General features: G+C 32.2%; 11 protein-coding genes and 1 riboswitch. Of the genes, 10 read left to right on the top strand and 1 reads right to left on the bottom strand.

Annotated elements, in window-relative coordinates; all coding sequences use genetic code 11:
- Window positions 1–85 precede the first annotated feature (85 nt).
- The 4 genes from DWW96_RS01855 (at window position 86) to DWW96_RS01870 (ending at window position 3,633) form a co-directional block, all read left to right on the top strand.
- On the top strand, window positions 86–643 hold the full coding sequence (locus DWW96_RS01855; protein WP_117908621.1) for a hypothetical protein: 558 nt from the start codon (window positions 86–88) through the stop codon (window positions 641–643).
- A gap of 17 nt (window positions 644–660) precedes the next feature.
- Window positions 661–1,581 (top strand): thioredoxin-disulfide reductase, encoded by a 921-nt coding sequence (gene trxB / locus DWW96_RS01860; protein ID WP_022089662.1) that lies wholly within the window; start codon window positions 661–663, stop codon window positions 1,579–1,581.
- A 330-nt stretch (window positions 1,582–1,911) separates the two neighbouring features.
- A complete protein-coding gene (locus tag DWW96_RS01865) occupies window positions 1,912–3,153 on the top strand; it encodes an ammonium transporter (RefSeq protein WP_022089663.1) in 1,242 nt (413 codons plus the stop codon).
- 123 nt (window positions 3,154–3,276) lie between these two features.
- Complete coding sequence (locus DWW96_RS01870; RefSeq protein WP_022089664.1) at window positions 3,277–3,633, top strand: P-II family nitrogen regulator; 357 nt, start codon at window positions 3,277–3,279, stop codon at window positions 3,631–3,633.
- Between the two features lie 114 nt (window positions 3,634–3,747).
- Here DWW96_RS01870 and DWW96_RS01875 read toward each other — a convergent pair whose 3' ends face one another.
- The gene (locus DWW96_RS01875; protein WP_117908623.1) at window positions 3,748–4,200 is read right to left on the bottom strand and encodes a MerR family transcriptional regulator; all 453 of its coding nucleotides are present in this window, start codon (window positions 4,198–4,200) and stop codon (window positions 3,748–3,750) included.
- Window positions 4,201–4,473: 273 nt separating this feature from the next.
- Between DWW96_RS01875 and DWW96_RS01880 the strand changes: the two genes are divergently transcribed.
- From DWW96_RS01880 to DWW96_RS01905, 6 genes are all read left to right on the top strand, one after another.
- Complete coding sequence (locus DWW96_RS01880) at window positions 4,474–6,231, top strand: 1-deoxy-D-xylulose-5-phosphate synthase (RefSeq protein WP_117908625.1); 1,758 nt, start codon at window positions 4,474–4,476, stop codon at window positions 6,229–6,231.
- 138 nt (window positions 6,232–6,369) lie between these two features.
- Window positions 6,370–6,455: riboswitch (cyclic di-GMP riboswitch) on the top strand.
- Window positions 6,456–6,532: 77 nt separating this feature from the next.
- Window positions 6,533–8,203 carry a hypothetical protein gene (locus DWW96_RS01885; protein WP_117908627.1) on the top strand — a complete coding sequence of 557 codons (1,671 nt, stop codon included), beginning with the start codon at window positions 6,533–6,535 and terminating at the stop codon, window positions 8,201–8,203.
- 171 nt (window positions 8,204–8,374) lie between these two features.
- Window positions 8,375–9,004 carry a hypothetical protein gene (locus DWW96_RS01890; RefSeq protein WP_117908629.1) on the top strand — a complete coding sequence of 210 codons (630 nt, stop codon included), beginning with the start codon at window positions 8,375–8,377 and terminating at the stop codon, window positions 9,002–9,004.
- Between the two features lie 16 nt (window positions 9,005–9,020).
- The gene (locus tag DWW96_RS01895) at window positions 9,021–9,386 is read left to right on the top strand and encodes a hypothetical protein (protein WP_117908631.1); all 366 of its coding nucleotides are present in this window, start codon (window positions 9,021–9,023) and stop codon (window positions 9,384–9,386) included.
- Between the two features lie 18 nt (window positions 9,387–9,404).
- Window positions 9,405–11,795 carry an HD domain-containing phosphohydrolase gene (locus tag DWW96_RS01900; RefSeq protein WP_117908632.1) on the top strand — a complete coding sequence of 797 codons (2,391 nt, stop codon included), beginning with the start codon at window positions 9,405–9,407 and terminating at the stop codon, window positions 11,793–11,795.
- A 142-nt stretch (window positions 11,796–11,937) separates the two neighbouring features.
- Complete coding sequence (locus tag DWW96_RS01905) at window positions 11,938–14,955, top strand: hypothetical protein (RefSeq protein ID WP_117908634.1); 3,018 nt, start codon at window positions 11,938–11,940, stop codon at window positions 14,953–14,955.
- Window positions 14,956–15,256 lie beyond the last annotated feature (301 nt).

A 15,256-nucleotide genomic window follows, 5' to 3' on the forward strand; every position in this document is an offset into this window, starting at 1 on the left:
AAATTGGTTAAGGTCAACAGATGATTTATAAATATCAGAAATTATTTAATCATACTTAACATTAAGATAAGAATTGGAGAATGAAATGTACTGCATTAGTGTTAACCATAAAAATTCAGACGCATTTATAAGAGAAAAATACGCTTTAAATGAATTAAAAAAGAAAGAATTTTATGATAAAGTAAGAAAAAACAAAAATATAAGTGGATGTATATGTCTGATGACATGCAATAGAAATGAAATATATTTTGAAGGAAATAAAGCCGCAGTTAGTGAAATTGAAAATATTTATAAAGAGATAAAAAATATAGATTATATCAAAACTCTGGCAAAAGAAAATAATGAAAAGAAAATCACTGAAGCAAAGAAAACAATGCTTATTACAGTAAGAAAATCATTTGGAGAAAAAGTTTGCGTAAATCAGGTTGGTTCATTAATGAGTGTATTTTTCACAGATAAAAAAGTAGTAGATTATGATACAGCACTTTCTTCTGATACAGAAAAATATGCCGAATACTTTAGATATATGTTAGAGTCAGGAATTAACCTTGCACCGTCTCAATTTGAAGCAATGTTTGTATCAGCAGCTCATACTCAGAAAGATTTAGAGGCAACAGCAAAAGTAATAGAAAATTTTAAATAAAAGAAAGGGAGATAGATATGAATAAAAATTTAAAGGATTTAGTAATAATAGGAAGTGGACCGGCAGGACTTTCAGCAGCAATATATGCTCAAAGAGCTATGCTAGACCAGATTGTTATAGAGAAAGAAATGTTTAGTGGCGGACAGATAATAAACACTGACAGAATTGATAATTATTTAGGATTGTATGGCGAAAACGGCTATGACCTTGCAGTAAAATTCAGAGAACATGCAGATGCTTTAGAAGTTCCATTTGTAGAAGGAAAAGTTGAATCCATTGAAGATAAGGGTGAATATAAAGAAATTCATTTAGAAGATGGAGCGACAGTTGATGCTAAGGCTGTAATTATAGCTACAGGAGCTAAACACAGATTACTGAATGTAAAGGGTGAAAAAGAATTTACGGGTGCAGGTGTGTCATATTGTGCTACATGTGATGGAGCATTCTTTAAAAATAAGACGGTTGCAGTTGTAGGTGGTGGAGATGTAGCTTTGGAAGATGCATTATATCTTTCTCATATTTGTGAAAAAGTATATTTAGTTCATAGAAGAGATGAACTTCGAGGTGCAAAAATACTTCAGAGCAGAATATTTGAAACAAAAAATATAGAATTTAAACCTAGTTATGAAGTAAGTGAAATCTACGGAGAAGATATTGTAACAGGAGCAAAGTTACTTAATAAGAAGACAGGAGAAGAAGAGGAACTTTCTCTTTCAGCTGTATTCATTGCAGTTGGTATGGAACCACAAAGTGAATTTATAAAAGGACTTGTCGATACTGATAAGACAGGTTATATAATTGCTACTGAAGACTGCCGAACAAGTATGGACAAAGTTTATGCAGTTGGTGATATAAGAACAAAAAGTCTTAGACAGGTGGTAACTGCTGTTGCAGATGGAGCAGTTGCAATTACATCAATAGAGCAGGACACAAAGTAGAACTTACTTATTTTATGCAAAAACAAAATAAGTTAAAGCAAGTCTTTAAGAAATAAAGTAAATCCATAATATAATTAAAAAAACTAATTATATACTTGCGTTTATGATTAATAAATGATAGACTTCGCTTCATCAAACAAGGACGTTTGGCATTTATTTGCCACACGTCCTTTTTGCGTTATATATGGCAAAGCCAAATGTAGAAAATTTGGCAAATGTATAATCACTAAGAAGTAAATTCAAAGAGATATACGTGTAGAAGCCATATTTATAACATATACACTAAAGAGATTGAGAAAAATATGTTAAAAGAGCAGGAGGTATTATTGTATGAACTCAGGAGACACAGGTTTTATGTTGATTTGTGCTGCTTTGGTATTTTTTATGACACCGGGGTTAGCATTTTTTTATGGAGGTCTTGTAAGACGAAAAAATGTAGTTAACACTATGATGGCAATAGTCATGATAATGGGATTGTCAGTTGTTATGTGGGCATTATTGGGGTACTCATTGGCATTTGGTGGAAACCATGGTGGAATAATAGGAGATTTCAGATGGTTTGGTTTAGAAGGAGTAGGCTGGGATATTGGACCTTATTCAGATTCAATTCCTAATTTAGTATTTTGTGCATTTCAGATGATGTTTGCAATTATAACACCGGCACTAATTACAGGATCAGTTGTAGGAAGAATGAAGTTTAAGGCACTCTTTATATTTGTAGCCATTTGGTCAGTAATTGTATATTATCCATTAGCACATATGGTATGGGGTCAGGGAGGACTTTTAGCAGAGTTAGGTTCTGTCGACTTCGCAGGAGGCGACGTTGTACATATAAGTTCAGGAATAACAGCTTTGGTACTCGCTATTATTCTTGGAAAAAGAAAAGGTTATGAAAGAGCAACATACAGAATCCATAACATTCCATTTGTTGTATTAGGAGCTACAATACTTTGGTTTGGATGGTTCGGATTTAATGCGGGAAGTGCATTAAAGGCAGACGGACTTGCTGCACATGCATTTATGACTTCAGCAATTGCATCAGCATCAGCACTTTTATCATGGATGTTTTTAGATGTGATAAATGACAAAAAAACAACATTGGTAGGTGCATCAACAGGTTTGGTTATCGGTTTGGTTGCAATTACCCCGGGAGCAGGATTTGTTCCAATCTGGTCATCATTTATAATAGGTGCACTCGTAAGTCCGATATGCTATTATGGAGTTATTCTTATTAAGAAAAAATTAAAAATAGATGATGCATTAGATGCATTTGGATGTCATGGAATCGGAGGAATCTGGGGCGGAATCGCAACAGGAATATTTGGAAAAAGTTCAATTAACCCGGTAGCAAAATGGGATGGTTTAATTTATGGTGAATGGAGATTATTTATAGCTCAGATAGAAGGAATACTTATTACAATAGCAATAGCCGTTGTAGGAACTTTAATCTGTGTAGCCATAGTTAGAATATTTACTCCATTAAGAGTAACTGATAGAGAAGAAAAAATCGGACTTGATATATCACAGCACGGCGAAAGTGCTTATCCAAGTTTTAACGGTATGGATCAGTAATAAGCCTTGAATAATAAACTTATTTGTCAAAGTAAAATGATATAAAGATTATAAATTAAATAGTATCAAATTTAATATTTGTTAATTAAAAATTTTTAGATGAGATTAGGAGATGAAAATTCTATGATAATGAAAATAGATGCAATTGTAAGAGAAGAAAAATTTGAAGATGTAAAAAATGCATTAATGGAAATAGAAGTTAACGGACTTACAGTGTCGCAGGTTATGGGCTGTGGATTACAAAGAGGATATAAGGAAATAGTCAGAGGTATGGAAGTAGAACCTCAGATGCAGCCAAAGATTAAATTTGAAATAGTTGTTTCTTCAGAAGAATGGGCCGAAAAAACAATAGAAGCAATTAAAAAAGCCGCTTATACAGGAGAATTTGGTGATGGGAAAATTTTCAGTTATCCTGTAGCAAGTGCAACAAAAATCAGAACAGGCGAAACAGGATATGATGCGGTACAGTGTCAGGAATAAAGAAACAGGATTGTAAGAAATAAAAGACTAAAGGTTTAGATTAAATATAAAGCCACAATTATGAAAAATTGTATCGAAGACAAATAAAATATCATAATTGTGGCTTTTATGTATTTATGTATGAGCGTTAATCCACGCAGCTTTTATTTCAGGTGGCATATCATCAGGAGAAAGATTCTTAAGTCTGTCTTCATTTCCGTCGGCTATAGCTGTATCATAGTACCAGCATTTATAAGTAATCATATCAAGAACTTTCTTTAAATGTTCAATTTCGGCTTCGACAGTTTCCTTCTGCTTTATAAACATTTCTTTGCGCTTTCCATAGGTGGCAGGTCCCTGCTGACACCACATCATAAATTCCTTGATGTCTTTAATTTCCATTCCTGTTTTTTTCAAACATTCAATAAGGCGTAATGTTTCAACAGTTCCGTCATCAAATCTTCTTGCACCGGATTCTGAACGGTTAAGGTTTGGAAATAATCCTTCTCTGTCATAATAATGTAATGTAGAAATAGGAAGATTAAACATTTTAGAAACTTCACCAATATTATAATAATTTGTATCCATAATTAACCACCATAAAATGATTTCCTGTTAAATTCAATTGAAGGAGAACATTTCATTTTCCTTTCTTCGTATTATAAATTTATATATTTAAGTTGTAATACAATAAAATCATTAATCTGACTTCATTATATTATATTTTTCGTAAATTGGTTCATATAAGTTTATGAAAAAATAAATATTGACCTAAAGTTGGGTTTATGGTTTAGAATACACAATATACGGTTATGATTTTGTAAATGCTGTATTTAAAAAATATTAATGGAGGACTTTGAAATGTATTTAGAAAAGATTAACGGACCGGAAGATGTTAAGAAATTAACAGTTAAGGAGATGACCTCATTAGCAGAGGAAATGAGAACTGCATTATTAAAGAGAGCCAGCATTCATGGTGGTCATTTTGGACCTAATTTTGGAATGGTAGAAGCAACAATTGCTCTTCATTATGTATTTGACTCACCAAAAGATAAAATAGTTTATGATGTTTCACATCAGACATACCCACATAAAATGCTTACAGGAAGAAAGGATGCATATATTTATGAAGAACATTATGATGATGTTTCAGGATACAGCAATCCTCATGAAAGTGAGCATGATCATTTTATTATAGGACATACATCAACATCAGTGAGTCTTGCCTGTGGTTTGGCAAAAGCAAGAGATTTAAATGGTGAAAAAGGAAATGTTATTGCTGTAATAGGCGATGGCTCATTAAGTGGTGGTGAAGCATTAGAAGGATTTGATTATGCTGTAGAATTAGAAGGAAATCTTATAATTGTTGTAAATGACAATGATATGTCAATTGCAGAAAATCATGGTGGACTGTATGGCAATTTAAAACTTCTTCGTGAAACAAATGGACAGGCAGAATGCAATTTATTTAAGGCAATGGGACTTGATTATGTTTATGTAAATGAAGGAAATGATGTAGCAAGCCTTATCGATGCATTTAATAAAGTAAAAGACAGTAGTAAGCCGGTAGTTGTTCATATTAATACATTAAAAGGAAAAGGATATGCACCTGCTGAACAGCATAAAGAACAGTGGCATTACAGTGGACCGTTTGACATAAAGACAGGAAAATCATTGTATGCTGAAGGTGGAGAAGATTATTCAAGTGTAACTTGTGATTATTTGTTAAAGAAAATGAAAGAAGACAAATCAGTAGTTGCAATTACTTCTGCAACACCAACTGTTATGGGATTTACAGAGGACAAGCGAAAAGAAGCAGGAAAACAATTTGTAGATGTAGGAATTGCAGAGGAAACAGCAGTTGCAATGGCAGCAGGAATTGCAACAAATGGTGGAAAACCGGTATATGGAGTATATAGTTCATTTGTACAAAGAACATATGACCAGTTATCACAGGATTTGTGTATTAATAATGCACCTGCAACAATAGTTACATTCTGGGGAAGTGTATATGGAATGAATGACGTAACACATTTAGGATTATACGACATTCCGATGATGGCAAATATCCCTAATCTTGTATATTTGGCACCTACGACAAAAGAAGAATATATTGCAATGCTTGATTGGAGTATAGAGCAGAATGAACATCCTGTAGCAATAAGATTGCCGGGTGGAGAAATGATATCTGACGGTAAAGAAGTAACAAAAGATTTCTCTAAATTAAATAAATATGAAGTAACTGAAAAAGGAAGCAAGGTTGCAGTTATTGCTTTAGGAACATTCTATCAGTTAGGAAAAGAAGTTGTAGATGATTTATCTGATAAATTAGATACGCAGGCAACTTTAATTAATCCATGTTATATAACAGGAATCGATAGTGAATTACTTGAAGAGTTAAAGAAAGAGCATGATGTTGTAATCACAATAGAGGATGGAATTTTAGACGGAGGATTCGGTGAAAAAATTTCAAGATTCTATGGACCAACAGATATGAAAGTAATAAATTTTGGATTGAAAAAAGAATTCTTAGACAGATATGATGTAAATGAAGTTCTTAAAGAAAATCATTTGACAAAAGAACAGATTGTTGAAGATGTGATGGCGTTAATGAAATAAAATAAATGCCGGAAAATAAAAATATTTTTATAAATCAGCTTAGAAAAAAATCCTATTTTATGGCTTGAAAATGTAAAAAAGAGTTTTATTTGGGTTGACATATAAAATAAAAATTTATAAAATAAAGACATATATTACAAATGATGAGGGTAAACTATTTGAAAAAATAGGGCACAAAGCTATGAGCCTAAAGCAACATTTGCAATGGTCGTCTGGCTGCAATTCTTTTTAAGGAGTTGCAGTTTTTTTTATACGTAAATACGTGTATAAAAGGCTGCGATAAAATTGGAAGGAGGATGTAATGAAAAGAGTAAAGAAAATGGTAGCTATGGCTACAGTCATGACGATGGTATTTAATGTGGTAATGCCAATAGGGGTTTTGGCAAAAGAAAACACAAATGAATATGGGGTACTTGCAAAAAACGGAGCAAATTTTTCAGGAAGCGGACAGATAATTGGAGATATTGTAATTAACAATGGTACTTTAAAGTATTCAAACAGTGCAACAAAGCATGTTACAGGAACTGCACATGTATCGCCGGAGGTTAAAGTAGATAAACCCGTACAGGGATATATTCCAATTGAAGTTAGTGAAATGGACAAGGAATTATATTCAGGATTATTCAATACAAATAATTATCCTGATGAGAATTCAGAATATTTTAAAAAAACTACTTCAGAATACAAAGATGGTACACAGAGTGTTTACATTGGATGGCAGACAAACAGATTTGATTTAACTGATAATGCATATTTAGATACTGTATCATTTTACAATGGACAGACATTTGAAATTCATGCAGATAAAAATCAGACAACAGTTGTCAGAGTTAAACATTTAAACGTTGGTGGCGAAGTTAAAGTAAGCGGTGACGGATACGTAGTTTTATATGTAGATGAATTGTCAGGTGGAAATCCGGGTTCATTTAATGCAGGTGGAGACAGTAGCAAGCTTACAGTTGTATTTACAGGAAAAAATGCAGGATACAATAATTTTAAAGAAGTAAATGCCAACACAATTGCAATGAATGCTACAAAGTATACACAGGTAAATGGAATATTTGCAGGAAATGTATATACAAGTGGAAATCTTGAATTTAGTGGTGATAGTTCTATAACAGGTAAGGTTTATGCACCTGATTCAAAAACAGTATTAACAGGAAGTACAAAGATTTATGGACAGTTAATAACAGATACATTAGAGATTTCAGGTGGAGCAGTTGTTTCATATAAAGCTACTAATGGATTACCTTCAGAGGTTGAAAAAGTAGTAGGAAATCTTGATACAGAAAATGGAAAGACAGAAGACGGAAAAGAAGAAACAACTAAAAAAGAAGAAGTGACTAAACCGGAAGAAACAACAAAACCTTCAGAAACAACAAAACCTTCAGAAACAACGAAGCCTGATTCAGGAAACGATAATAAAAATGATGATTCAGATAAAGAATCAATAGAAGTATCTGTAATTGTACCTTTAAAAATGTCAATCAGATTACAGGATGGAACTGTATTAAATAACAAGAGCAGTTTCAAAATTGAACTTGATAAAGAAATTAAATTCCAGATGTGTTCAAATAATTGGGACAATGATACATATGATGACAATGGAAATGGTATTGCAGGAACAGTTGTGTATACAGCAGTTGTTAGCTCTACAGCAAAGAAGAACACTTATGATGCAGCAAGCCGTACATTTACAATTGCGAAAGGTGATAAAGTATTAAGAACAGATACAAACAACTGCTTTATGGCATACAGATTTTACTTTAAGAAGGGTAATTATAATAAACAGACAGGAATTAATAGTGTAGTAAACACACCATTAGAAAGTTTATCAGTTAACCTTCCATTAGGTTCAACAATTACATGTGATGCTTATAAGGAATATAGCCGGATTGATAGTGCTGATGTATTTATTGAAACAGCAGATGATAAAACAATCTGTTATAAGGATTATTATTGGGAATATTAATAATTAGTACCAATAAGTATAGAGACAAGTTAATAAATAGTGAAATTTTACATGAAAATGTTAATAAATTCATTGCCACAGATTAAAAATGATTATATTTTTAATTTGTGTGAAAAATACAGTAATAACGCCGCAGAAATTTGATTTTTGCGGCGTTAAAGGGATATAGAAGTGAAAAAAAAGAAAGAATTAATATTAGGAGTTTCTTTAATAGTTATCATAATTGCAATGGCAATAGTGCTGGTGATAATAAATAAAGATGATAAAAAAGAATTTGAAGATGTGCAGGTGACAACTACGGTAGAGGAATCTACTAAGGCAAATGATAGCAACAATACTTTTATGGAAGAAACAATAATAAAATGCTGTTATGAATTAAGATATATATTTGCTATAAATGAATTTGATGACATAAGTACGGTATCCGTAAACAAATTAGCACAATATGGTTTGTGCCATTTATACTATAATAGCTTATTAGATATACCTGCAAGTGATGAACTTGAGTATAGAGATGCATCAAAAAAAGATATTGAAGCGGTGCTTAAAAGCCAGTTTAATGTTGAGGGCCTTAATTTGGAAGAAAGCGACATTTATAATAAGGCGGAACAGAAATTTGAAATGTGGGTTCCTAATTATTCGCAGCAGATAACATATGATTATACAGTAACTGATAATGGAGACAATCTTACAATAAATGTGGTATACTATGAAGATGAGATACGCTCAAAGGTTAAGAGTGAAGCAACTATTAATGTAGCTAAAGAAGGGGATTTATATTATATAAAAAGTTTGCATTAGTTAGTGAGAAGTTAAAATGAATAAAGATATTGATTTATTGATTAAAAAGATTGAAGAAGAATCTAAACTGATAAAAGGCGATGCTTCAAAAAATGAAATGCAGGAAATCCTTAAAGAAAAATTGGTTATAGAGCGTGAAAGAGATAATTTACTGTTAGAAAATAAACAATTAAAGGATAAGATTGAATCTTATGAACGAGACATTGTGGCTTTACAGCAAAGTCTTAAAGGAATCCTTGATATTCTTCAGGGAGAGGATAAAATTGTGCATGAAGCGGTAAAACATATAGATTCTACGGTAATAGAAACTAATAGCGAAGCACAAAAGGCACGTAGAAACGGATTAAGAGAAATACTAAAAGAAAATACTCAGGGATTTTAATACAGAAAGGACGTCTCTATGAAGATTTTTAAGAAGTCTAAAGAACAGGTTGAAGAAAATAAGTCAGAAGATTTAAAAATAGAGAATCAGGAAAATAAAAGAGAAACAACCTCTGAAAAAAAGGGGGTTGTTTCTTTGCAGTTTTCAGAAGAAATGTCAGAGAAAAGAATACATTCGATAATAACAGTTGCAGGAGTATCAATAGCGTTATTTTTAATAACTTTAATGATGCATACAATAGTAAGCAAAGTAGTGTATCCTAACTTTAGTATGGCAAATGAAATAAATGAAGTTCAGTTTCTATGGGGTACATCGGATAATGATTTGAAAAGAGAAGATGCGGTATGGAAACAGGCGACAGATGAAAATAAAATACAAAAGATAGGAAAAGGGCAGGATTATGTATGCATTAAAGTAGACATACCTGCACAGAGCAATCAGGAATATTATACTTATTATACAAATTATGCACCGTCTAAAGTTCTTGTTGATGGCAAGAAGATTTATGACAATGGATATGATAAAGAAAATGTAGTTGGAAACCGTTGTAACAAAGTGGAATTAGCATCTTCTGCAGTTTCAAGAACAATGGAAATTTATATTTATTCTCCAATAGGTTTTCAATTTAGATTAGTAAAAAGTGCAAATGGAACAGGCTTACTTTCAAATGCAAGTGGACTTGGAATAGCATTCACATTTGGAATATTAATATTGGCAATTATATTTGTAATTATGACAATTGCCATTTCAATAAAAGATAAAAATATAATAAAAGTATTACTGTTAAGTCTGACATTATTTATGGGAGCACTATATCTTATGCTCTATCAGTTAAGTTTAGGTGGCACTCTTATATCTGATAGTGTGTTCTTTAGTTTGCAATTAATATTAACAATATATTTTGCAACATCTATGTTAGTATGCAGTCTTTGTAGCATTAATTATAAATTTAAACTATGGCAGAACATGTTTATCATAGGAGTATTTGTAATCAGCTTGGGGCTTTTGCTTATAGAAAACAGAACAGTACTCCTTATTGTGGCAGTTATTTTTTCGATGGCAATATGTGTACTAATAGGTCTGTTTATAATTGAGGTAGCAAAATTAATCGAAAATAGAACTCCATACATGAGTCTGGTAGGAATTGCATTTGTTTATATTTCTTTAGTAAATATCTATAATTTAATTTCACTTACTGCAGGTTCAAATGGGTTAAGCCGAACTGTAGTAGTAACAGGTATTGCCATATATGAAATAGCAATGTACATTGTTTTATTTAAACAATCAGTAAATCATACAATACTTATTAAAGAGCGAGCCAACCAACAACTTGAAAGTGCTGTAAGTATACAGAGAATGGCAACAATTTTATCAGATGTTGCTGATGCCCTTACAGATAAACAGTTTGCAAGCTATACATGTCAGATTTTTACGGATGTGATAAAGAGAAATGAATTAGCAGCATCAAATGTTGTTACAGATGATGAAACAAATGAAAAAATAGTTATTCCTTCCTGTGCAGCAGTCCGTCGTGAAGATGGAACTTTTGAAGAAGTATTTAATCAGGGTGGAATAGAGGGGTGTGATTATGAAAAAATAATGTCAATGTATGATGGAACAGAAAAATCGAAAGTAAAGTTTGCACAGACATACATGGACTTAATATTTGTAAGAATTGATCAGGTTCAGATTATTTTTCATATAGAAAATTATAAAGATGGATTATCAGAAACATTCCAAAGTACGGCAATGATGATACATCACATAATGGAAATTGCTTTTTCAAATTACAATTTAAAAAGCAGAATAAAAACTGTACAGGAAGATGCCATTATATCATTAGCTGAAATGGTAGAATTCAGAGGAAAGCAAAATAAAGTACATTTATATTCTGTAAGTGCAGTAACAAAAGTTATTTGTAAAGCATTAGGATTGTCAGAAGAAGAAACACGTATTATTTCTATGGCGGCTATCGCTCACGATATTGGAAAGATAGCAATTCCAAATGATATATTAAATGGAGATAAACCATTGACTGATAAAGAGTATGAAATAATGAAAAAACATGTTGTATATGGATATAACATTTTGTCAAAAAACAGTGGTGACTTTATGGAAGCCGCAGCAGTAATAGCATATCAACATCATGAAAATTATGATGGAACAGGATATTTAGGGCTTTCAGGCGAAAATATTCATTTGTATGCAAGAATTGTAAAAGTGGCAGATGTATTTGATGCGTTAATGGAAAAAAGAACTTATAAAAAAGCATGGCCACCGCAAAAGGTTAGAGAATATATATTAGAAAAATCGGGAATTGAATTTGACCCGGCAATAGTTAAAGTATTCGATAAAGTATTTGATGAAGCAGTTGAGGCATCAAAGACTGCAAGAGAAAAGTATAAATAGCAATTAAAGTGTATGAAAAAACATACGAAAACCGTATAAAATTTATATGGGAACAATGCAAATCTAAATTACCAAAGATAATGATAACATAGCTTTAAATCTACAGGTATAAGCAGTATGATTTTGAATTGAAAGGGATAAAATGAAAAAGACAAAAGGTAAGAAAAAGTTATTACTTATAATACCATTAATAATTTTGTTAGTTTTGGCTATTTCTTTTATAGGATGGATTGTAAAGCCGGCTAAGAAAATGAACATAGCTGTTTTGGATACTACTGTTCCTGCGACGGATGGACAGGGAGTAAATCAGACTGACAGGTATTATAGAAAACATAGTGGATTTTTCTGGCTTTTAAATCAACAAAAATATGTTAAATCAAATGGAAAAAAATATAACTATAAAAAGGATTATTTTGGACCACAGATAAATGAAAATGGGGAATACACAGGAGAAAATCAGCTAGCTGACTTTGATAAAGTGCCGGATTTTCTATATTTGGCTGATGTTTATGGTTCTGAATTATATGACAATAAATATTCAGGGCTTTCATCGAAGGATATGAACATAGTTTCCCTTACTTATAGTACAGGCGGAACGGTTGTAGCTGAAACCGAACTTTTAGGCTCAACAACAGACGAAACCGTATGCAATGAAATCAAATCAATGTTTGGATTTACAACAACATCATGGAGCGGAAGATATGTTGTTGATTTAAATGATTTTTCAGATGTGCCTAAATGGGCACCGTCTACATATGAAAATCAGTATGGTGTGAAATGGCAGTTCTCAGGTCCGGGGCTTATACTTGCATCATCAGAAGGCGGAATAATTGTTTTAGAAGAAAAGACAGATTTTAAAAGCAAAAATTTAGTAAGCATAAGTATAAGTGATGAATTTAAAAAAGAATTTTCAGGCTCTAAAAAAAGCAATTTTTACAATTGGTTTGAGTTAGTTGAAGCAGAAAATGGAACGGATACTATTGCAAATTTTAAAATTAATGTAAATGCAACAGGAATGCAAAAGATAAAGAAAATTTCATCTACAAATAAATTTGCGGCAATAATAAGAAAAAGAAGTAATAACAGCGGTGACACTTACTATTTTGCAGGAGATTTTAATGACTGTACAAGTGATAGCAGAATATATAGATTTCTAGCAGCAGACAAATTTTTCAAAGCTTTATCATTTGATAAAGAAGGAGACATTAACCAATTTTATTGGAAATTTTACAATCCATTAATGAAGAAAATTTTGAAAGATACTTATAAGGGATTAGATGAGAAAAATGAAAAACAGTCTGAAAATGAAAAACAACTTGCAGTCCGTGTAAATGAAAACAAATTTCAGATTAAGAAAAATGATGATTATGAAAACCTTAATTTAAAAGCGGTAAATGTAAATCTTGATGAACCGGGAAGTGCTAATGCAACAAGAAATTACGGATATTACAAAGAACTGTTAGAGCAGGCAGTGGAAATGGGAGTAAATACCGTTAGAGTATATGAACTTGCACCACCTGAATTTTACAGGGCTTTATTTGAAATTAACCAGAACAGCGATGATAAATTATATCTTATTCAGACTATAAAAGGTATGGTAGCAGATACACAGGAAGAATGGAAAAAAACAATCGACACAATTATGAGTTCAATTCACGGAAATGGTGAAACCAAGAATGATTCAACTGATGAAGGGCAGGAAGATATTTTAAAATACCGACATGATGTGTCAGAGTATCTTTTGTCATATGTTTTAGATATATCGCCATCAGGTGAAGAATTGCAGACATTAAGCAATCAGGGTGAAACATACGATGGAAATTATGTTTCATCAATGGAAGGAATAGGAAGTTTATATGCAAAACGTCTGGACTATATTTATAAAAAATGTAGTGAAAACTATGGCGGATTAGTTCCGGTCGGAATGCATGTAAATGTTGAAAATCTTGAAAGTGCGTTTTGGAATGAAGACAATTACAATGGAGTTGTCAAATTAAGCAGTTTACAGTTAAATCAGGATGTAGAGCAGTATTATTATGTTTCAACCAAGTTAAATGTGACAGATAATATTTTAAATAATAACCTTAATAAATTTGTCGGATTTACTGATTCTCAGGGTAATTTTAATTATGGAAGCTACGTTGAATACGTGAAAGAAAAAGTTTCACCATATGGACTTATGATAGACGGATTTGGAATTTCTACAAATGCAAATATATATGCGACAAATGGCATTTATTCAGGATTGGATGAAACACAGCAGGGAGAAATAATTGTCAGAATGTTGGATGCAATTCTTACTAATGGATGCATGGGAGGAATAATTTCTGATTTAAATGATTCATGGTCAGCAGTTTCAGATGAAGCAAAGGCATCAATTGTACCATTGACAAATAACCCACTTTGGCATGATTTGGGAGATCCTGCACAGACAACAGGAATTCTTGCAGTGAAAGCAGAAGAAAAAGAAGATGTCGGTCTTGAGTTAAAAGACTTCGAAGTAATGAGAAAAATGCAGTTAAGCGTAAATCCTGAATATTTATATGTGACGGTTGCGTTAGAAAAAGAAATAGATTATACAACAAATGAACTTATTGTAGGATTAGATACTTACGAAAGAAACAACGGAGAATATTTTTATAATAAAGGATATTTTGCAAATAGTTTATCAGGAATGGAATATATAATAAAAATTACCAGTGCGAAAGATGCAGCATTATATGTATGCTCATCATATGCAAGAGGTCAGGAGACAGTATCTTCTACAGAAAGTTATGATGGCAATTGGACAAAGGTAATGGACTTGACATATGGCAACTTCTCAACAAGTACATCACAATTTTTCATAGGAAGTACAAATGTTAGAATTAGAATTCCATGGACAGCATTAAATGTAACTGATCCGTCACAAAGAGTTGTAATTGAACAGAAAACACCGTTTGATGGAATTCAATATAAGACAACAATCACAAATGGATTTATTCCGTCATTATTTGTTGGTAATAGAGAAAGTGGAGATACAGAATATATTTTCCCACTTTCAAAGGATGCAGTTGGATATAAGACTTATAAGTATGAAACTTGGAAAGAGGTGGATTATACGGTTGAGCGAAAAGGTTCGTTTGGAACAATCCAAGCTTATCTCAAAAGCTATAATTAACCTTTTCGCTACTTGCCGTTGTATATGACATAATTAAAATAAAGAACGCTTTCGCTGCTTGTCGCTCGTAGCGGTACTGAAACTCCATCACATAGTTTGACTATTAAGCCAAACTATGCGCTGTCGTTTTGTACCGACGGCGCCAAATGCCCTTTATTTTAATTATGTCTATACCAGCGTCAAGCGGAATAAGGTTTTATAGAATTTTGTTGGGTAGATAGCGTCAAGCAAAATAGAGCTTTATAGGATTGTGTTATGAGTATAAGCATGGATGATGTAGTTTAATAAAACCAGGCTATGG

This window comes from Eubacterium sp. AF17-7, from assembly GCF_003461285.1.
GTDB classification, from domain to species: Bacteria; Bacillota; Clostridia; order Lachnospirales; family Lachnospiraceae; genus Eubacterium_U; species Eubacterium_U album.